Origin of the sequence: Erythrobacter sp. JK5 (genome assembly GCF_018205975.1) — a bacterium.
Classification (GTDB): Bacteria; Pseudomonadota; Alphaproteobacteria; order Sphingomonadales; family Sphingomonadaceae; genus Erythrobacter.
On sequence record NZ_CP073577.1, the window covers coordinates 781,489 to 801,102 of the forward strand.

Here is a 19,614-nt window from a genome sequence, read left to right on the forward strand (position 1 = left end):
ATGGGTAAGGAGTAGTCAACAACTGAACTTTGTCAGTAAGTGAAATCTCTGCGTCAGTCGTCATATCTGAAAATGACGTTTCCGCCTCCAAGGCGACCGATTTCCTTCAAAGTGTCTGGAAGCCATTTCGGATTTCTAAATATCAGCGTTGCTCCGCTTCCTCCAGCCATGCGCGCAATTTCCTTCGCTGAGTCGGGCAATATCCTCGTGGCCTCGATATCGAGGCCACCTCCAAGTCTCACTATCTCTTTCATAGTATCAGGTAGAAGAACCATCTCTGATCATTCCTTTCGATGATTACCTTAGCAATGCATTCAAATGCTTGAACGCAGCCTCGAAGTGGTCCTTCGTCTCGTCTGACACCTTGGGCCACAGCTTGCTGATCTGCTCGGTGAAGTAGCGCGCCGGGCGGTAGTGCCCGAACGAGCCCGACTTCATCGGGTTGTCGGCCAGCCAAGCCTCGATGGCCCGCAGGGTGCGAGGCTCCTTCGCGTTGAGCTTGGTCTTAGTGATTTTCTCGGGCAGTTGCCCAGCGAACTCTCCGTTTACCAGGTCGAGGTAGAAAGTACGGTCGAACATGTCTTCAACATCCGCCTCGGCGGAGCCCGTGAAGTCCGCGTAGGTCGAAACCTGCCTCTTGGTGAGCAGCTTCTTCTTGTAGAGATCCTCAATGATCTGCTTGTCGCTGTTCTGAATGTCCAGCAACGTGGCCACGTTTATGCCCTTCTGCGAGCCGAGCATGGCGACGAAGGTGGGCACCTTGCCGCTACCGCCCACGGGTGTGATGACCCACTCCTCCGACAGCCCGGTGCGGCCTTCGCGTTCCAATTCGCAGGATACGGCCCTGAGATAGAGCATGTCGGCGACGCCCTCCACGATGAGAGAGTTGGGCCCAATAAAGAGTGTCTGCTGGATCTCGTAGCCGAGTGCACCCTGCAAAGGGAACAGGCTGTCGTCGGTGGCGTCGAACACGTTGGCAAGCACTTTAGTTCCGTCCTCTTCCTTCGGCAGAGCATCGGCGGCGTCGATGCTCAAGTCCTGCACGATGCGGACCCGATCGAATTTGGTCGGGTCGATCATGAACGGTGAGTGTGTGGTGTAGAGGAGCTGGTGCTCCGACAGTTCCGCATCGAAGTAGCGAAGCAGGTCGGCTTGGGCCCGCCCATGAAGTGACAGTCCGGGCTCATCCAACAGCAGGATAACGTTCTGCCCCTGGCGTTTCACATCCTCGTACCAAGCAAGAAAAGAGAAGAACCAGACGAAGCCGCGCGAGCGGTTGCTCAGCGGAGTAGTGGCTAAATGCACGGAATCGTGCACCTCACCCCACACGTTTACACCCTGCTGCATCCCCTCTGGATCACCCGCCTTCGCGTCGCGCACGTCGAAGCGCATCTGAATGTGCCTGTTCTGGGACCAGTACTTGACGATGCGCTTGGTTAAGTGGTTTCCGGCATTTTGTAGCTTGTTCTTCAACTCGACAGTGTTGTTGGTGGCCACGAGCTCTCGGTGGTCGAGGCGCGCGAGGTTGATGAGACCAACCAGCGGGTAATCAGAGTCGAGAAGCTGGTCGCTGTCTTCGCGCGCGATCAGCGCGTTGAGGTTGGCCTGCCCTTCCATCTGGTAGTACTCGTCAAAGTAAAGGAACTTCGGCGCGCGGGGCCAGATGATGTTGTGAAAAATGTAGGAGCGGGCGCTCCCTCTTTCGTTCACCTTTTTGACAAGTGCCTTGAGCGCACTAACGGCCTCGGTGGCTTCGGCCTCATCCAGCGCACCGGTAAATTCCGTCCAATCCGTGGCACCCGTTAGCTTGGCCTTCAAATCGTCGGGAAGCGCAGAGTTGTCGGCGAGGTGTTTCCGAGCTGCCGCTTCATTGCAGTTCAAGTAGGCCATGCTCTTGGCCTTGCCGTAAAATGACTTGCGGGTGAACTTGCCATCCGTGAAAGCTTCAGGACCAAAGACCTTTGCGACAGCGGCTTTATCACTCTCGTCCAGCTCGAAGATACACTCGACGACCACGGCCTCCTGGCGATCCTCGTTCTCAACCGCGAAGCGGTAGTCCTCGACCTCTCGCTTCGGGTAGTCGTAAGTTTCTTCAAAGACGGCATCGCCCGTGCGGATTGGGTTGGTGCGGTAGAGAGCGGTCAGGACCGTGGTTTTTCCCGCCTCGTTTTTGCCCACGAAGCAGGTTGTCTGGTCGTCAACCTCAATCGGTCCGGTGTCCCAGATGCTACGGAACTCACGGACCCGATACTGCCTTAGCTTCATTTCTCGATCCCTACCTACAATGGCAAGTAGATATGGAACAAAAGAGGCACATTACAAGTCGTGCTTTGAGTTTTCCCCAACTGACTAGTAACGCTACAAGTCTCCTAATCGATGACCGAAAAATATGACCTCAACCAACCATCCGCTCAATCAACCCAAACGCCGCCTTCGGATCAGCGTCCACCATCCCCAACAACGTCCGCGCGGGCGCATCCGGCGAGCGGCGGTGTTGCTCCCAGTCGCGCAGGGTCGCGACGGGCACGCGCAGCTTGGCGGCGAACTTTACCTGGCTGAGTTTGGTCTTGGCTCTGATAGCCTTCACGTCCGGGCCAGCGGCGACGCGGCCCTTGGTGGTGTCTCCCTGAACGAAGGCGATCGCATCCTTCAGCCCGGCGGCGATGCCTTCGAAATCTTCGTCCTTCATGATCGCAACTCCTTCTTCAATTGCGTGGTCAGCGCCTTGAACACCTTTTCCTGTTCGTCGGTCAGCGTGTCCTCGTCCGTCTTGTTGAGCACCCACAGCAGGAACACCGGATTGTCGCGGTCGGCGAAAAAGCTGAACACGCGATAGCCGCCGCTCTTGCCAGTGGCTTCCTTCGCAATCCGGCCCTTGCGCAGCCCGCCTGTTTTTCTGACGACCTTCCCGTAATCCGGCGTGCGGGCATAGGCATCATAGACCGCAGCGAGTTCCTCCGGCGAAAGACCCAGCTTCTTCACGCGAGCGGTGAAGGCTGCTGTTTCGACCACCGTGTGGATGGGTGCTTCGTTCATTTCTGGGATATACGGCCTTGCCGTAGTTTGCTCAAGTGAAATTTGTACGGCAATGCCGCAGTAACTCATACTCCTCTCCCGCTTGCGGGAGGGGTTGGGGGTGGGCGCGCGTAGCGCTGGGCCGATTAGGGCCACCCCGCTGTGACTAGGCAGGCAAGCTGCCAAGTCTCGCTACCCCTCCCGCAGGCGGAAGGGGTGGAGTGTCGCACTAATCCCACCCCTCATCCTTCAACCGGTGCACCGTCTTCCGCTCCTCCGGCTCCGGCTTCGCCTTCTTCGGCGGCGGCGTGTCATTCACCGTCACGCGCCACGCGCCGTTCCGCGTTTGCTGGCGCAAACGCTCCATGCGTCGCGCGGCGCCGTCAGTCGGGTTCGGCTAGCGCCGACCCGCTGGCCGACGTTACAGCCTCTCGCTTCTAAGCCTCCGGTCGCTTCGCGATCCTCGGCTTAGCTGCGGGGCTTCACCGCCAACCTCCACCGCATCTCCTCATCCGCCTTCAGCGCGTCGAGGTCCCGGTCGCGTAGCTCGGCGAAGCGCTCCCACGCGGCGCGGGTGTCTTCCGAGAGCTGCTCCCATTCGCGCTTGCGCTCGTATTCGATCTGGCGGCGGATGCCTTCCATCTTGCGCTCGATGCTTGCGCGCACTTCCGCTGGCGAAACGTTGTGCTTTCCGGCGCGCTGCTCGGTCTCCCACTGCGCGCGCCACTTCTTCTTGAGGCGGCGCTTTTCCATCCTGCCGACCGCGTTGAGGCCCTTGAGATCGCTGCCGCCTTTCGCGACTCCGTTGCCGAACCGCTCGGGCGAGCGGTTGCGGAGCATGAACATCAAGAGCCGGTCGTTGTACTTCTTCCGCGTGCCCACGTGCTGGCCGTAGACGTAGAATGGCTCCTCCACGCCATTCAACGCGCGTTCCATCGCGACATCCTCGAGCCTCTGCACGCCGAGGTCGAGCGCGGCGTTCCAGGCTTCGCGGAAGCTCTTGCCTTCGGGCAGGCGGCGGATGCGGTAGGCACCGACCGTGCTCATGTTGACGTGCTTGCACGCGGCCTCGACGCTGCCGGTGTCGGCGAGGGCTTCGATGAATTCCTGCTGGCGTTCGGGCGTCCAGCCATCGGAGCGGGGCTTGATGGGGACGGGGGTGAAGTCGGGGATCTCGCTCGCGGGGACGAGCGAGCGGGTGGTGCGGTTGTCTGTGCGGCGGGTCATGGAAGAGTATGAACCACAAAATGTCCGAGTAGGAAATTCGGGCCCGCAGGGCTCGCAAGGGCGACCGCCCGTCCGCAGCGATGCGACCTTCAGGTCGCGTGAGCGAGGAAAGCCAAGGGGGCGGATGCCCCCGCCGGCGCTTGAGGCCAAAAAGACGCGTAGGAAAATTCGGGGGACGAGCCGTTCTTACTTCACTTGGCGTTCACGAAGTGCCCCGTTATACCGCGCGGCATGTTCACGATCGCTCGCAGCACCCTGATCCGCGCCGCCCTGCTCGGCACCGCCATCGCCGCCACCACCGCCTGCGCGGGGGGATCGGGCAACGACGACGTCGCCTATGTCGCGCGCGACGTCGAATCGCTCTACGCCGAGGCGCAGCGACGGCTCGACCAGGGCAACACGCAGCTCGCGGCGGCGCTGTTCGACGAGGTCGAGCGCCAGCATCCCTATTCGCCATGGGCCCGCCGCGCGCAGCTGATGAGCGCGTTCAGCTATTACATCGCGCGCGATTACAACAAGGCGATCCAGAACGCGCAGCGCTTCCTCTCGATCCACCCGGGCAACAAGGACGCGCCCTACGCCTATTACCTGATCGCGCTGTCGTATTACGAGCAGATCAGCGACGTGAACCGCGACCAGAAGATCACCGAACAGGCGCAGTCGGCGCTGCAGGAGGTCAACCGCCGCTTTCCGCAGAGCGAATACGCCGCCGATGCGCGGCTGAAGCTCGATCTGGTGGCCGATCACCTCGCGGGCAAGGAGATGGAGATCGGGCGGTTCTACCAGCGTTCGGGCCAGTGGCTCGCGGCGGCGCTGCGGTTCCGCAACGTGGTCGAGCGGTTCGACACCACCAGCCACGCGCCCGAAGCGCTGTACCGGTTGACCGAAAGCAACCTCGCGCTCGGCATCCCGAGCGAAGCGGTGAAATACGCCGCGGTGCTCGGCGCGAACTATCCCGGCAGCGAATGGTACGAAAAGGCCTACGAATTGGTGCAGGACCACGCTGCGGGCGTGCAGCCGAGCTGATCGTGCGATTGTGGGGATCGCGATCCTCACCACGTGACGGGGCGGGGCGCTTGCATTAAGGCTGAGCGGCCATGCTGACCCGGCTTTCGATCCGCAACATCGTTCTCATCGAAGCGCTCGATCTCGATTTCGGGCGCGGTCTGGGCGTGCTTACGGGCGAGACCGGTGCGGGCAAGTCGATCCTGCTCGATGCGCTGGGGCTGGTGCTGGGCGACCGTGCGGAAACCGCGCTGGTCCGCGCGGGCGAAGCCAAGGCGAGCGTGACCGCGAGCTTCGAGTTCGCGCAGCTGCCGGCCGCGATCGCCGAAGCGCTCGACGATGCCGACATCGAGATCGAAACCGGCGAACCGCTCATCATCCGCCGGCAGGTCAAGGGCGATGGCGGGTCCAAGGCGTTCGTCAACGACCAGCCGGTCGGCGTCGCGCTGCTGCGTGAACTGGCCCCGGCGCTGGTCGAACTGCACGGCCAACACGACGATCGCGGGCTGGTCAATCCGCGCGGACACCGGATGCTGCTCGATCGCTATGCCGGGACCGACCTTGCTGGGCTGGAGCGCCGCTGGACCAGCTGGGCCAGGGCCGAAGCGCGGCTGTCGGAAGCGAGGGCCGAGGTCGAACAGGCGCGCGCCGACCAGGATCTGCTGATCGCGCATCTCGCCGAACTGACCGCGCTCGAGCCGCAGAAGGGCGAGGAAGCGCGGCTCGCCGATGCGCGCGCCAGCATGCAGAAGGGCGAGCGGCTGGCGGACGATCTCGAACAGCTGCGCCATATCTGGGAGGGTTCGGATTCACCGCTCGCGAGCCTGCGCGTGGCTGCGCGGCGGCTCGACCGGATTGCCGAAGAGCATCCGCTGCTGGCCGAAGCGCTCGCGGCGCTCGATCGCGCGGTGATCGAGGCGGGCGAGGCGGAGGAGAAGCTCGAAGCCGCCGCCGAGGCGCTGGTGCACGATCCGGCGGCGCTCGACGCGGCGGAAACGCGGCTGTTCGAACTGCGCGCGATCGCCCGCAAGCACCGCTGCGAAGTCGATGCGCTGCCCGAGACGATGCGCGACATGCGCACGAAGCTGGACGCGATCGAGGGCGGCGAGGCCGAACTCGATTCGCTCGAAGCCGCTGCGAAAGAAGCGCGGGTCGACTACGTCTCGGCAGCCGAAAAGGCGCACGAGGCGCGGGTCAAGGCTGCCAAGACACTCGACAAGGCGGTCGCCGCCGAACTCGAGCCGCTCAAGCTCGATGCCGCGCGGTTCCTCACCGCGATCGGCACGCTGCCCGAGGAGAAGTGGGGCGCGCACGGGATGGACAGCGTCGAATTCCTGATCGCGACCAATCCGGGCGCGGATTTTGCGCCCCTGGCCAAGATTGCCTCGGGCGGCGAATTGTCGCGCTTCATCCTCGCGCTCAAGGTCGCGCTGGCCGAAAAGGGCGGGGCGGCGACGATCATCTTCGACGAGATCGATCGCGGCGTCGGCGGCGCGGTAGCGAGCGCGATTGGCGAACGCCTGGCGCGGCTCGCCAGCGCCGAGGGACAATTGCTGGCGGTGACGCATTCCCCGCAAGTCGCCGCGCGGGGGCAAACGCACTACCTGATCGCGAAATCCTCCGAGGGCACGGTGACCAAAACCAGCGTGGCGCTGCTCGACGAAGCCGGACGGCAGGAAGAGATCGCGCGGATGCTCTCCGGCGCGGAAATCACCAGCGAGGCGAGGGCGCAGGCGGACCGGTTGCTGGAGGGGGTGTGATGCCGATCAGCTTGTTCGAGCTGATTATGGGTTGGGTATTCTTGCTCGCGATTGTGCTTGGTGTCGTGACGGTGATTGTTGGATTGAGGCAAGAGGGCTCAAGAGCGAAACTCTTGCATTTTGCGGTGGCTGTCGTTCTGCCAATTAGCGCGTGGGCACTGCTTCAAATCGGCAGCGCAATTGGATTGTAGTGAATGCTGGGATATCCCGTAGCATCTTTGCCATTGCGCCCCCTCCAATGAAGAGTGTGCTTAGGGAATGAATGACACGTCCCTTTGCCGCCCAGTCTGGTCGATGCTCAACGGTGAGCAAGCCGATCTCGCTTTCGCAACCGGTTCGGCGGTCCGCATCGATCCGCGCTATGGTCCCTTTGGAGCCGCACGCGACCGAAGTACCACCGCGCAAGCCGACCTCGCCGAACTCGTACGATCCTCACCGCACGACATCTGGCTCGTCGAACCCGATGAATGGCCTGCGCCACCGGGCACCAATGTCGTCCGTACTGCGCCGCTGGTGCAGATGGTCGCAGACGGTGAGGGCAACTCAACCGACCCAGATCCCGCGATCGTCCCGCTCACCGACGCCGATGTGCCCGAGATGACCGAACTCGCGCTTGCCACCGAACCGGGCCCATGGGGCGAGCTTACGCACCAATACGGCCAGTTCTTCGGCATCCGCGGTGGCGACACACTCGCCGCCATGGCAGGCGAACGCATGCGGCCCGCGCCGGGCTATGCCGAAGTCAGTGGGGTGTGCACCTGGCCGGACTATCGCGGGCGGGGCATGGCGCGGCGGCTGATCGCGCATGTCATGCAGGCGCAGCGGGCGCGCGGCGATACGCCGTTCCTGCATTCCTACGCCGGGAACGCTGCGGCGATCGGGCTTTACGAAAGCCTCGGCTTCCGGATCGCGCGAACGATGACGGTCACGATACTCGCGCCCGCCTAGCGCTGAACCTATTGCGCGTGGAACCGCGCCGACTGGCCAAGGCGCTGCTTCGACGTGTTGGTCGGCACCGCCACCGACACCGCCGGATCGTACTTAACGCCTGATGCGTCCTCCGGGACGTACAGTTCGACCATGGTCCGGCTGTATCCGCTCGCATCGTAGCGCACCCAGTACCCGTCCGGATGGCGGCTCCACCGCTCGGACGGGACATTGGTGCGGCTGCCTTCGCCAAGCGGTGCCATCCCGGCCAGCACCGCCACCCGTTCAAGCTCACCATAGCTCGCACCGGTCGACAGCATGCGCCGCATGTCGGCTTCGGCGCGCAACACGGCGGCGACCGGTTGCGGCACCCCGCCGACCAGCGATTGCACCTGGCGATTGGTCAGCACGTCGATCGCGTTGCGGTTGAGCGAGGCCAGCTGACGGCTGGTGAGCAAACGCGTTGCCGCCAGCTTGGCGCGGCTGTTCAGATCCTCGAACTTGGCACGGGCTATGATCGCCCACAGCAGCACCTGGATATCGCGCTGGTCGATATCGGGATGATCGACCGAGTTGCGCAGGATCGCCTCGACCGCCTTTTCCTGCGATCCCATGAGCGGGGCGTAAAGGTAGGCATCGCCGCTGGTCGGGCCATAGGTGCCCGCCTTGAGGCAATAGCTCTGCGCGGTCATCGTGTAATATCCGGGAGCGAGGACGAAGCGGTTGCTGTCGTCGAGCGGCAGGTTGGACATCGCGTTGGCGGGGCCGGGATCGAACCCGTCGCGGTTGGGGTCTTCGTAAACCGCATCCTGAATGCTGGTCGAAACCGGCGGCTTGCCCTTCATCAGATCGGGCAGCTTGAGCTCGGGCGCGAGCTCGCGCACCAGGCCGCGCAACTGCGCGTGCGATTGCGGTGCGAACGACAGGCTCAGCCCGATAGCGACCAGCGCAGTCATTACGTAACGAAACATCGCATTCCCCCCAGAACCGGTCTTTCCCATACCGCCCGGCGCGATAGCCGATTCGCGCACGCGTCGATTGTTCAATCGCGACACTCTTGAGTTATGGTCAAATCGGTTTCGATGTCTATGGAAGAGGCGATGACCGACACGATGAGCGAAGCCGAAGCGGCCAACGAATTGATGCGTCTGGCGCGGGAGATCGCGCGGCACGATCGGCTGTATCACGCCGAAGATTCGCCCGAGATCAGCGATCCGGAATACGATGCGCTGGTGCGCCGCAATGCGGAGCTCGAGGCACGTTTCCCGCACCTGGTCCGCGAGGATTCTCCGTCGCGCAAGGTCGGCCACGCCATCGCGGCGTCGCCGCTGTCGAAGGTGACGCACGAAGTCCGGATGATGAGCCTCGACAACGCCTTCAACCGCGAGGAGGTCGAGGACTGGGTCGCGCGGGTGCGACGGTATCTCAATCTCGCCGGGGACGAACCGGTAGCGATTACCGCCGAGGACAAGATCGACGGGCTGTCGTGCTCGCTGCGATACGAGCAGGGAAAGCTGGTGCGCGCCGCGACGCGGGGCGACGGGCAGGTGGGCGAGGACGTGACCGCCAACGTGGCGCACATCGCCGATATTCCGCAGCAAATCGCAGCCTCTGACATGCCCGACGTGTTCGAGGTGCGCGGCGAGATTTATATGTCTAAACAGGACTTTACCGCACTCAATGCTGCGCAGCATGAAGCGGGTGGAAAGCTGTTCGCCAACCCCCGCAATGCCGCTGCGGGATCGCTGCGGCAAAAGGACGCCAGCGTCACCGCGACGCGACCGTTGCGGTTCTGGGCCTATGGCTGGGGCGCGGCGAGCGAGGTTCCCGCCGAGACCCAGCACGAGGTGATGCGCCGGATCGAGGCTTGGGGCTTTCCCGTCTCGCCGTTCCTGACCGTCACCGACAGCGTCGATGCGATGATCGCACATTATGACGAGATCGGCCGCCAGCGGCCCGACCTCGGCTACGAGATCGACGGCGTGGTCTACAAGGTCGACCGGCTCGACTGGCAGCAGCGGCTCGGCTCGGTCGGCAAGGCACCGCGCTGGGCGCTGGCGCACAAGTTCCCGGCGGAACGCGCCGAAACGACGCTCGAGGCGATCGACATCCAGGTCGGGCGCACCGGCAAGCTGACCCCGGTCGGACGGCTCGCGCCGGTTCTGGTCGGCGGTGTGACGGTCACCAACGTGACGCTGCACAATCGCGACGAGATCGAGCGGCTCGGCGTGCGGCCGGGCGACCGGATCGTGATCCAGCGCGCCGGCGACGTGATCCCGCAGGTGGTCGAGAACCTGACCCGCGACGCCGATCGCGCACCCTTCGTGTTTCCGGACAATTGCCCCGAATGCGAAAGCGAGGCCGTGGCCGAAGAAGGCGAAGTCGATGTCCGCTGCACCGGTGGGCTGATCTGCCCGGCGCAGCGCACTCAGCGGCTCGAGCATTTCGTCAGCCGCAAGGCGCTCGATATCGAGGGATTGGGCAGCAAGACGATCGCGCAGTTCTTCGCGCTGGGATGGCTCGAAAGTCCTGCCGATATCTTCCGCCTGCACCAGCGCCGCGAGGAGATCCTCGCGCTCGAAGGGTGGCAGGACAAGTCTGTGGACAACCTGTTGGCAGCTGTGGAGGAAAAGCGCGCGCCCGACGCGGCGCGGCTGCTGTTCGGCCTCGGCATTCGCCATGTCGGCGAGACGACATCGCGCGACCTGATGAAGAACTTTCACGAACTGCCGGTGCTGCGCGACCTCGCCGATCGCGCGCGGGCAGGGGAAGACGAAGCGGTGCAGGAGCTGACCTCGATCGATGGCATAGGTGAGACCGTGGTGTCCGCGCTCGGGGATTTCTTCCACGAGCCGCACAATGTCTCGGTGTGGGAGGACCTGCTGGGCGAGGTCAGCCCGCCTCGCTACGAGGTCGAAACGCTCGACTCGCCGGTCGCGGGCAAGACCGTGGTATTCACCGGCAAGCTCGAAACCATGAGCCGCGACGAAGCCAAGGCGCAGGCCGAGCGGCTCGGCGCCAAGGCGGCAGGTACGGTCAGCGCGAAGACGGACCTGCTGGTCGCCGGTCCGGGCGCGGGATCGAAGCTCAAGAAGGCGCAGGAACTGGGGATCGCAGTGATCGACGAAGCGGGCTGGGCCGAGATCGTCGCGCAGGCGGGTTAGGAGGGGTCATGCGGCTTTTGCTGATGGCGTGCGGATTGCTGTTGGTGGCGGCCTGTAACGCGCAGCCGGCCGAGACACCCACGCAGCCGGAACCTCCACGATTCGAAGTCGTCTCTGCGGACCCGGTCGAGCATGGTGAACGGCTTTCGGCTGTGCTCGGATGCACCGGCTGTCACACCCCTGGCCTCACCGGTGAAGACTGGAGCGAGCCCGAACTCGGGGTGCTCTGGACCGCCAACCTGACCCGAAGCGCCGCGGCATACTCGCACGATGAACTTGCAGCGATGATCACCGAGGGCAGACGCCCCGATCGCGCGCTTATCGATATGCCCTCGGCGCTGTTCACCGAAATGCATCCGGCGGATATCGATGCCCTGGTCACCTATTTGAAATCGCTGAACCCCAAGGGTGCCGTTCAACCCGCTCCGACCATCGGGCCGCAGCTGGCGAAACAGATCGCGACGGGTGAATTCAAGGACTCGGTCCAGCAAGTCGCCGAAATGCGCGGACAATTCCCGCCCGATATGGGGTCAGCGCATGACTATGGTCGCTTCATCGTGCGCGCGACCTGCGTCGAGTGCCACGGCATGGACCTGCGGGGCGGCAAACAAATGGCAGGTGCGATGCCGGTCGATCTGCGAGTCATGAAGCTCTACTCGGCGGAAGAATTCTCAACCCTGCTCCAGACCGGCAAGGCTCTGGGTGACCGCGAACTGGAGCTGATGAGCGCGGTGGCGCGCCGGCGTTACGCGCGGTTTACCGAAGCCGAGCGCGAGGCGGTTTTCGGATATCTGACCGAAGTGGCTAGGCGCGAACCGTGATCCTCAACGATCTCCACCCCCAGGCGCTGCGCATCGCGGCGGCTCTGCGCGCTCGGGGCGATACAATCGCTGTCGCCGACGGCGCGACCGGGGGCCTGATCGCGGCGGGCCTGCTCACGGTGCCCGGGGCGCTCGATTTCTTCGTCGGGGGCGGGGTGGTCTATTCGTTGCGGGCGCGCGACGTGCTGTTCTATCTGCCGCGCGAGGCCTATCGCGGGATGCGCGGGGCGAGCGAGGATTACGCTTTGCTCCAGGCGCGCGCGATCCGAGACAATTTCGGTGCGGAATGGGGCATCGCCGAAAGTGGCTCGGTCGGCGGTTCGACTCACCCCTCGGGCGCGCCGGCGGGGCGAAGCGTCGCGGCGGTCGTCGGACCGGAAGGGTTCGAACAGACCGCTCTGCTGGAGACTTCCCGCGAAGATCGTATCGCCAATATGGAGGCGTTCACTCGCAACGCCTTTGCACTGCTCGAAAGCGCCGTGAGGGTTGGCGTTTAATCGTTGGGCATCAGGTAGATCTCGCGCACCGCTGACGTTTCGGGCTGGCCCAGCGCGAAGATCACGGCATTCGCGACATCTTCGGGCTGGATCTTGGTGGGCTTGGGCTCGTCGAAGAAGTCGGTGTTGACCATGCCCGGCGCGATCACCGTCGCGCGGCCACCCCATTCGCGCATTTCCTCGGCCAGGTTCTCGCCGAAGCCGTGTACGAAATGCTTGGTCGCCGAATAGACCGAGCCCTTGAACGTGTCGCGGCCCGCTTTCGAACCGGTGACGACGAACTGGCCCCTGGTCTTCTTCAGGTGCGGGATCGCGGCATGCGCGGCGTAGAGCACGGCCATGATATTGACCTCGATCATGCCGCGCCATTCCTCGGGATCGCCACCTTCGACGCCGGGCTTTTCGACGCCCGTACCGGCATTGGCGAACACGCCATCGATGCTCCCGAAGCGATCGGCGGTCTGCTGCAGGGCGTCGCGTATGTCATCGAGACGGGTCACATCGCAGGTGATCGCGATAACGCCGTCGCCGATTTCGCCCGCAAGCGCTTCGATCTTGTCGGTCGAGCGAGCGAGCAGGGCGACGTTCCAGCCGGCGCTGGCGGCGGCCTTTGCGGTCGCGGCCCCGATTCCCGACGACGCGCCGGTGATAAGGAGGGTCTTGGCCATGATGATTTCCTTCGCATGGATGTGCGTTCGCCAATCCAATGGTCCAGCAAGTGGCGCGGTTCCGAATTATTCTCGCGCGCCGCTGCAGTCGTCCGCTACCGGTCGGTTCGTCATCCGGGCGAGCGGCGCGCGGCTTTCGCGTTCTAGCTGCCGGGCAGGTCGGGCACCCATTTCATCACCCCGCCGGGCATCGGGGTCCACCACCCGGTCCTGATGCCCGCCGCCGCCAGCCGGTCGCTGGTCCATTGATTGCAGGTCTTGCCGATATGGTAGGTGCCGCGCGCATCGTAGAACACGTCGTGGCGGTCATAACCGGGGTAGGTCTTGCGTCCAGGAGGCGGCACGATGTCCCCGGCAATCAGGCGCGCCAGTTCGCGATACTCGGCGGGCCGGATGCGCAGTTCCCGGAAACCCTCGGCTGGTGCAGGGCGGACGTAGTAGGCGGCGTGGATCAGACCGTCGCCCCCACCCAGCGCGCCGATGGCGATCACCGGATTGAAATCGGCCCAGGTCGGGGTTTCGAGGAAAAAGCCGCGCTCGCCCCAGCTGACCCCGACGTGGGTATAGTCGCGGCCCGGATTGGCGATATCCTCGACCGGGAAATAGGCGCGCCAGTCCACCGCATCGGTCACGATCGGCATGATGATCTCGGTGTGGATCGCGTTGGTGCCGATCAGGATCGTGACGGTGCCTTCGGCGTCGACCGCGGGTTCCTGCCAGTCGCCGTTGCGCGGAATGCTCGATCCGATCCAGGCGGCAAGCGCGAAGCCGAGGATCGCGCTCAGGAGGGCGGTTGCGGCCCAGCGGACCGCGGTGCGCATCCTAGCGCCCACGGCGACGGCGCCTGAGCCACAGTACCGACCAGTCATCGTTCTGGATGCGCGAGACGAAGCGAAAGCCGGCGCGGCGATAGGCGCGGCGGACATCCGCCTCCTGCTGCTCCGCGAGCAATCCCGACAGCACGATATTGCCGCCCGGATGCACCGCCGCTGCAAAGTCGCGCGCCATCTCGATCAGCGGCCCGGCGAGGATGTTGGCGATCAGCAGATCGTAGGGGCCGCGCATTTCGAGCAGCGGGTCGGCCATCCCGTCGGCAATCGTCATCACGAGCGCGCCCGGCTGCGGACCGAGCGCGACGCGGTTGAGCGCCGCGTTCTCCTCCACGACCGGAGCGCACACCGGGTCGATGTCCGATGCCGTCACGCGCGCGCGCGGCCACAGGGACAGCGCTGCGAAGCCGAGCAACCCGGTGCCTGTCCCGATATCCGCGATATCGCGCGCGAGCGCGCCGGTCCGCTTGAGCCTGCCCAGCATCTCGAGGCATCCGGCGGTGGTCTGATGCTGCCCGGTGCCGAATGCCTGCGCGGCGGGAATCAGGAAGTTGATGGCCTGCGGATCGGGCTCGAAGCCGGGCGTGCGCACACAGAACGGTCCCGCGCGGATCGGCTGCGCGCCCTGCTGGCTGAGCTCGACCCAGTCGGCCGAGGGCAGTTCCGCGCATTCGAAGGTGGGCGCGGACTTGCCGAACAGGCCGGACAGGGCATCGGTCTGCGCCGCGCCGGGCTCGCGCGGATACCACGCCTCCAGCACCCATTCCTCGGGCCGGTCCTCGGACAGTTCGCGCCCCGCGATCACCAGTTCGGGTTCCCAGTCCTCGATCTCGTCATGCGCGAGCAGTGCGGCCTGGACGACCTTCTTGGGCGCGTGGGCGGTGAGCTTCCAGCTGATCTCGGTCATTCCCCGGCTTCCGTTGCGAGGCGTTCGTCGAGCGCGCTGGTCTTGCTGTCGGCATATTCGGCGCAGGTCATCCCGCCCTCGAACGTGCCGGTGGCGGCGCGTTCGATCATCCTGCTGTGCGAGGGGTGGGGGGTGAGCAGGATGTCGCACTTCAACTCGCGCAGGCGGGCGATCCCCGCGCGGTATGCGGCGACATACCCGGGGTGGTCGGAGAATCTGTAACCGTCGCTGCTGATCGGCGAGAGGCTGTCGGCGTAGACGATCCAGCGGCATTCCTCGTTCTCGCATTCGCGCCATTGCCAGCTGAGCGCACCGGGAGAATGGCCCGGCGTGAAGACGGGAAAGAGCTTCTTCGGTCCGATCACGTCGGCCAGTTCGGGGTCAACCACGACGATCAGCGAGGCGGTGGGGCGAAATGGCGGATGGTGCGAACCTGCCTGCGGATCATCGGCGGAAGGCAATCCCGAGTGCAGGACATTCGCCGCCTCCTTCGAGGAAACGATAATCGCGTCGCTCGCTTCCTCGATACGCGCGATACCACCCATGTGATCGAAATGTTCGTGACTGATTGTGAGCGTTGCGATTTCGTTCGCCGCGATACCGAGCGATGCGATGTTCGCGAGCACGACCTTGGCACCTTCATCCGTGCCCATGTCGATCAGCGTGTGGCCCTTGGAGTCGGTATCCAGGATCAATATGGCCGCGATCCCGCAGGTCCCGACGTAATACGTGCCGCCGTATATGCGGAAGGGCGGGGCGGGTTTGTCCCAATCATCCCAATCCTCGCACGCCGAGGCGAAGCGGACGATGTCGCTCGAAAGCGTATCGGTCGGTGCAGACGGCGTCTGCAGAGTTTGCGAAGGATAGGAACAGGAAGCGAGCGAAAGAGCGAGAACGCAAGCGCCAAGACTCCTGCCGCTGTCATTCCCGCGAAGGCGGGAATCCAGCTTGTTCTCAAACCAGATCAATGAAGCGATCCTCCCAGTTTGGATTTTGCTCCTCGATCAGCCTGATTTTCCACTCGCGGTTCCATTTCTTCAATCGCTTCTCACGAATGATTGCGTCTGCGATAGCCTCGTACTGCTCAACATACACAAGCTTGGCGCAGCCGTATCGGGCCGTGAATCCTGAACCTTCGCTATTGCGATGTTGCATTGCCCGATGCGGCAATGACGAGGTGACGCCGATATATATCGTGCCGCGATAGCGATTGGCCATTATGTAGACCCATCCGCCTTTTGTCATTGGGCCTGACAGAAGCTGGATTCCCGCCTGCGCGGGAATGACGAAGATTCAACATCACCGAACATAGCTCGCTCCGTTGGCGTCGATCACCGCGCCGGTCATGCTGGGCGGAGCGTCGAGCGCGCAGAAGGCGATGATGCGCGCAATCTCTTCGGGTTGGGCAACGCGGCCCAGCGGGATATCGGCGAGCAGGCCCGCGCCGCCGCGGCTTTCGAGATAGTCGTCTGCCATCGCGGTGTCGGTGAAGCCCGGCGCGATCGCATAGCTCAGGATGCCGTCGCCGGCATAGGCGCGCGCAATGGTCTTGTGCATCGCCACCATTCCTCCCTTGGCGGCGGCGTAGTGCCAGTGCGCCGGGCTGTCGCCGCGATAGGCTGCGCGGCTGGCGACATGGACCAGTCGTCCGCGTACGCCATCATCGTCCGCGCGCCCGGCGAGCCAGTGCCGCACCGCGAAGCGGCTCAGTTGCGCGGCGGCGGTGAGGTTGATGCGCAGCGTGTCCTCCCACCCATCGAGCCACGCGATGTCGGAGGCATTGAGCGGGTTGGCCGCTAACAGTCCGGCATTGTTCACCACCGCGTCGATCCGCCCGCCGCTGCGATCGAGCGCCTCTTCCCACAGGAGTTGCGCGGCGATGGGGTCGGTGAAGTCGGCGGCGATGCGATCGCCGTCGCCCGGCTGGCTCTGGTGCCCGATCACGGTCACGCCGCGTTGTTCGAGCGCTTGCGCCGCCGCTGCGCCGATCCCCCGGCTCGATCCCGTGACCAGAATGAATCTCATGCAAGACCCTATCCGAAACTTTGCAACCAGAGTCGAGCGCTCGCGGCTTGCCTCGTGCGCGCGGTTCGCTAAGTGAGACGGGCAAATGCACGTTCGATCGGGATTATCATGAGCCAGAGACCGCTTTCGCCGCACCTCCAGATATGGCGCTGGGGGCCGCACATGTTCGTATCGATCCTGCACCGGGTGACCGGCGACGGGATGGCGCTGGTGGGACTGGCGGTGCTGGTGTGGTGGCTCGGCGCGCTGGCGAGCGGGCCGGATGCCTACACCGCGTTTGCCAACACCGCGACGTCGCCGTTCGGCTATGTCGTGCTGATCGGTCTGAGCTGGGCATTCTTCACCCACATGATGAGCGGCCTGCGGCACTTCGTGCTCGATATCGGCGCGGGCTACGAACTCGCGGGCAACCGGGTCTGGTCGATCCTTTCGCCGATCGTCGCGATCGTCGCCACGGTGTGTTTCTGGGCCGTGATCCTTGCCAAGCAGGGGGTGCTCTGATGGGCAACGGCACATCCATCGGCAAGGTGCGCGGGCTCGGCTCGGCGCACGAGGGCGCGCATCACTGGCTGGTGCAGCGCTTCACCGCGATCGGCAATCTGGTGCTGATGAGCTGGCTGCTGGTCAGCTTCCTGATGCTCAGCGATCTCAGCTACGGCACGGTCACCACCTGGATCGCGCGGCCGATTCCGGCGACCGCGATGATGCTGCTGGTGATCAGCCTGTTCTGGCACGCCCGCATGGGCCTGCAGGTGCTGATCGAGGACTACGTCCACGACAGCGGCACGAAATTCGCAGCGCTCGCAGCGCTCAACCTGGCAGTTATCGGCGGCGGCGCCTTCGCGATCTTCAGCGTCGTGCGCCTCGCCCTTGGAGTATCAGCGTAATGGCAAGTTCCCCTGCCAACGACGGCAGCCCCGATCTCAAGGGCGCCTACAAGATCATCGACCATACTTACGACGTGGTGGTCGTCGGCGCGGGCGGTTCGGGCCTGCGCGCCACGATGGGCGCGGCGGAAGCGGGCCTGCGCACCGCCAATATCTCCAAGGTCTTCCCTACGCGCTCGCACACTGTTGCGGCGCAAGGCGGCATCGCGGCGTCGCTGGGCAACAACACGCCCGATCACTGGACCTGGCACATGTACGATACCGTCAAGGGGTCGGACTGGCTGGGCGATCAGGACGCGATCGAATATCTCGCGCGCGAGGCCCCGCAGGCGGTTTACGAGCTGGAGCACGCGGGCGTGCCGTTCAGCCGCAACGCGGATGGCACGATCTACCAGCGACCGTTCGGCGGCCACATGCAGAACATGGGCGAGGGCCCGCCGGTGCAGCGCACCTGCGCCGCGGCCGACCGCACCGGTCACGCGATGCTGCACGCACTCTACCAGCAGAGCCTCAAGTACGACGCCGACTTCTTCATCGAGTATTTCGCGCTCGATCTGATCATGGCCGATGTCGACGGCGTGAAGAAATGCGTCGGCGTGATGGCGATGTGCCTCGACGATGGCACGATCCACCGCTTCCGCGCGCAGAGCGTGGTGCTGGCAACCGGCGGCTATGGCCGGTGCTACTACACCGCGACCTCGGCGCACACCTGCACCGGCGATGGTGGCGGCATGGTGCTGCGCGCCGGACTACCGCTGCAGGACATGGAGTTCGTGCAGTTTCACCCGACCGGCATTTACGGCGCGGGCGTGCTCATCACCGAAGGCGCGCGCGGCGAGGGCGGGTACCTCACCAATTCCGAAGGCGAGCGCTTCATGGAGCGCTATGCCCCGTCGGCCAAGGACCTTGCCTCGCGCGACGTGGTCAGCCGGTCGATGGCGCTCGAAATGCGCGAAGGACGCGGGGTGGGGCCGGATGGCGATCACATCCACCTGCATCTCGACCATATCGACCCGAAGGTGCTCGCCGAGCGCCTGCCGGGGATCACCGAAAGCGGCAAGATCTTCGCCGGGGTTGACCTGACCCGCGAAGCGCTGCCGGTCACACCGACCGTTCACTACAACATGGGCGGCATCCAGTGTAACTATCACGGGCAGGTCGTGACGATCGGCCCCGATGGCGATCCGGATACTGTGGTGCCGGGCCTCTACGCGGTGGGCGAAGCGGCCTGCGTCTCGGTGCATGGTGCGAACCGTCTCGGATCCAACTCGCTGATCGACCTCGTCGTGTTCGGCCGCGCGACCGGCCTGCACCTCAAGGACAATCTGACGGCAGGTGCGAGCCAGCCCGAATTGCCCGCCGACAGCGCCGATTTCGCACTGACCCGGCTCGATCACTTCCGCTACGCCGAGGGTGGCTCGCCCACCGCCGCGATCCGCGCCGACATGCAGAAGGCGATGCAGAAGCACTGCGCCGTGTTCCGTGACCAGGCACTGATGGACGAAGGCGTGCAGAAGCTTGCCGACCAGAACAAGCGGATGGAGGACATTCACGTCTCCGACAAGTCGCTGATCTGGAACAGCGACCTGATCGAAACGCTCGAGCTCGACAATCTGATGGCGCAGGCCAACGTGACCATGGCGAGTGCGGCGAACCGCAAGGAAAGCCGCGGCGCGCACGCGCACGAGGATTTTCCCGACCGCAACGATGCCGAATGGTTGAAGCACACCGTCGCATGGTTCGAAGGCTGGGGCGGCCGCGGCTCGAACATCCGCATCGATTACCGCCCGGTGCACGAGTACACGCTGACGGACGACGCGGAGTATATCGAACCGAAGGCGCGGGTTTACTGATCTGCCGTCCTTGCCCTTGACCTGAAAT

General features: G+C 64.3%; 21 protein-coding genes. 10 read left to right on the forward strand and 11 right to left on the reverse strand.

The annotated features are described in order from the left end of the window. Positions 1-297: 297 nt before the first annotated feature. From KDC96_RS03785 to KDC96_RS03800, 4 genes are all read right to left on the reverse strand, one after another. On the reverse strand, positions 298-2,265 hold the full coding sequence (locus tag KDC96_RS03785; RefSeq protein ID WP_212450819.1) for an ATP-dependent endonuclease: 1,968 nt from the start codon (positions 2,263-2,265) through the stop codon (positions 298-300). A gap of 130 nt (positions 2,266-2,395) precedes the next feature. Further along, the gene (locus KDC96_RS03790; RefSeq protein ID WP_212450821.1) at positions 2,396-2,689 is read right to left on the reverse strand and encodes a DNA-binding transcriptional regulator; all 294 of its coding nucleotides are present in this window, start codon (positions 2,687-2,689) and stop codon (positions 2,396-2,398) included. Beyond that, positions 2,686-3,036: a type II toxin-antitoxin system RelE/ParE family toxin gene (locus tag KDC96_RS03795; RefSeq protein WP_249171908.1), complete on the reverse strand. Its 351-nt coding sequence runs from the start codon at positions 3,034-3,036 to the stop codon at positions 2,686-2,688. The genes KDC96_RS03790 and KDC96_RS03795 overlap by 4 nt, the downstream gene beginning before the upstream one ends. A gap of 447 nt (positions 3,037-3,483) precedes the next feature. Then, positions 3,484-4,242: a hypothetical protein gene (locus KDC96_RS03800; RefSeq protein WP_212450823.1), complete on the reverse strand. Its 759-nt coding sequence runs from the start codon at positions 4,240-4,242 to the stop codon at positions 3,484-3,486. A gap of 231 nt (positions 4,243-4,473) precedes the next feature. Between KDC96_RS03800 and KDC96_RS03805 the strand changes: the two genes are divergently transcribed. The 4 genes from KDC96_RS03805 (at position 4,474) to KDC96_RS03820 (ending at position 7,955) form a co-directional block, all read left to right on the forward strand. Beyond that, positions 4,474-5,268 (forward strand): outer membrane protein assembly factor BamD, encoded by a 795-nt coding sequence (locus KDC96_RS03805; protein WP_212450825.1) that lies wholly within the window; start codon positions 4,474-4,476, stop codon positions 5,266-5,268. 71 nt (positions 5,269-5,339) lie between these two features. Next, positions 5,340-7,007, forward strand: coding sequence for a DNA repair protein RecN (gene recN / locus KDC96_RS03810; protein ID WP_212450826.1), 1,668 nt, complete (start codon positions 5,340-5,342; stop codon positions 7,005-7,007). Further along, positions 7,007-7,198: a hypothetical protein gene (locus KDC96_RS03815; RefSeq protein ID WP_212450827.1), complete on the forward strand. Its 192-nt coding sequence runs from the start codon at positions 7,007-7,009 to the stop codon at positions 7,196-7,198. Before recN ends, KDC96_RS03815 begins: the two co-directional genes overlap by 1 nt. Positions 7,199-7,265: 67 nt before the next feature. After that, positions 7,266-7,955, forward strand: coding sequence for a GNAT family N-acetyltransferase (locus KDC96_RS03820; RefSeq protein ID WP_212450828.1), 690 nt, complete (start codon positions 7,266-7,268; stop codon positions 7,953-7,955). A gap of 8 nt (positions 7,956-7,963) precedes the next feature. Here KDC96_RS03820 and KDC96_RS03825 read toward each other — a convergent pair whose 3' ends face one another. After that, complete coding sequence (locus KDC96_RS03825; protein ID WP_212450829.1) at positions 7,964-8,905, reverse strand: hypothetical protein; 942 nt, start codon at positions 8,903-8,905, stop codon at positions 7,964-7,966. Between the two features lie 111 nt (positions 8,906-9,016). Here KDC96_RS03825 and ligA point away from each other — a divergent pair, with 111 nt between their 5' ends. The 3 genes from ligA to KDC96_RS03840 are packed head-to-tail and all read left to right on the forward strand — an operon-like array spanning position 9,017 to position 12,416. Continuing rightward, entirely contained in the window at positions 9,017-11,098 is a 2,082-nt protein-coding gene (gene ligA / locus KDC96_RS03830) for an NAD-dependent DNA ligase LigA (RefSeq protein WP_371815526.1), read from the forward strand. A gap of 8 nt (positions 11,099-11,106) precedes the next feature. Continuing rightward, positions 11,107-11,919: a c-type cytochrome gene (locus KDC96_RS03835; protein WP_212450830.1), complete on the forward strand. Its 813-nt coding sequence runs from the start codon at positions 11,107-11,109 to the stop codon at positions 11,917-11,919. After that, positions 11,916-12,416: a CinA family protein gene (locus KDC96_RS03840; protein WP_212450831.1), complete on the forward strand. Its 501-nt coding sequence runs from the start codon at positions 11,916-11,918 to the stop codon at positions 12,414-12,416. Before KDC96_RS03835 ends, KDC96_RS03840 begins: the two co-directional genes overlap by 4 nt. Here the strand turns inward: KDC96_RS03840 and KDC96_RS03845 are convergent. From KDC96_RS03845 to KDC96_RS03870, 6 genes are all read right to left on the reverse strand, one after another. Next, entirely contained in the window at positions 12,413-13,084 is a 672-nt protein-coding gene (locus tag KDC96_RS03845) for an SDR family oxidoreductase (protein ID WP_212450833.1), read from the reverse strand. The two genes, KDC96_RS03840 and KDC96_RS03845, sit on opposite strands and share 4 nt — an antisense overlap. 143 nt (positions 13,085-13,227) lie before the next feature. After that, a complete protein-coding gene (locus KDC96_RS03850) occupies positions 13,228-13,905 on the reverse strand; it encodes a DUF2459 domain-containing protein (RefSeq protein WP_212450835.1) in 678 nt (225 codons plus the stop codon). Between the two features lies 1 nt (position 13,906). Next, complete coding sequence (locus KDC96_RS03855; protein ID WP_212450837.1) at positions 13,907-14,821, reverse strand: 50S ribosomal protein L11 methyltransferase; 915 nt, start codon at positions 14,819-14,821, stop codon at positions 13,907-13,909. Continuing rightward, positions 14,818-15,789: an MBL fold metallo-hydrolase gene (locus KDC96_RS03860; protein WP_371815527.1), complete on the reverse strand. Its 972-nt coding sequence runs from the start codon at positions 15,787-15,789 to the stop codon at positions 14,818-14,820. The genes KDC96_RS03855 and KDC96_RS03860 overlap by 4 nt, the downstream gene beginning before the upstream one ends. Further along, on the reverse strand, positions 15,776-16,066 hold the full coding sequence (locus KDC96_RS03865) for a GIY-YIG nuclease family protein (RefSeq protein ID WP_212450840.1): 291 nt from the start codon (positions 16,064-16,066) through the stop codon (positions 15,776-15,778). The genes KDC96_RS03860 and KDC96_RS03865 overlap by 14 nt, the downstream gene beginning before the upstream one ends. A 54-nt stretch (positions 16,067-16,120) precedes the next feature. Further along, positions 16,121-16,846 (reverse strand): SDR family NAD(P)-dependent oxidoreductase, encoded by a 726-nt coding sequence (locus tag KDC96_RS03870; RefSeq protein ID WP_212450842.1) that lies wholly within the window; start codon positions 16,844-16,846, stop codon positions 16,121-16,123. A gap of 108 nt (positions 16,847-16,954) precedes the next feature. Between KDC96_RS03870 and sdhC the strand changes: the two genes are divergently transcribed. The 3 genes from sdhC to sdhA are packed head-to-tail and all read left to right on the forward strand — an operon-like array spanning position 16,955 to position 19,586. Continuing rightward, positions 16,955-17,347, forward strand: coding sequence for a succinate dehydrogenase, cytochrome b556 subunit (gene sdhC / locus KDC96_RS03875; RefSeq protein ID WP_212450844.1), 393 nt, complete (start codon positions 16,955-16,957; stop codon positions 17,345-17,347). Further along, a complete protein-coding gene (gene sdhD / locus KDC96_RS03880) occupies positions 17,347-17,733 on the forward strand; it encodes a succinate dehydrogenase, hydrophobic membrane anchor protein (RefSeq protein WP_212450846.1) in 387 nt (128 codons plus the stop codon). Before sdhC ends, sdhD begins: the two co-directional genes overlap by 1 nt. Continuing rightward, positions 17,733-19,586 carry a succinate dehydrogenase flavoprotein subunit gene (gene sdhA / locus KDC96_RS03885; RefSeq protein WP_212450848.1) on the forward strand — a complete coding sequence of 618 codons (1,854 nt, stop codon included), beginning with the start codon at positions 17,733-17,735 and terminating at the stop codon, positions 19,584-19,586. Before sdhD ends, sdhA begins: the two co-directional genes overlap by 1 nt. The last annotated feature ends 28 nt before the right edge of the window (positions 19,587-19,614 follow it).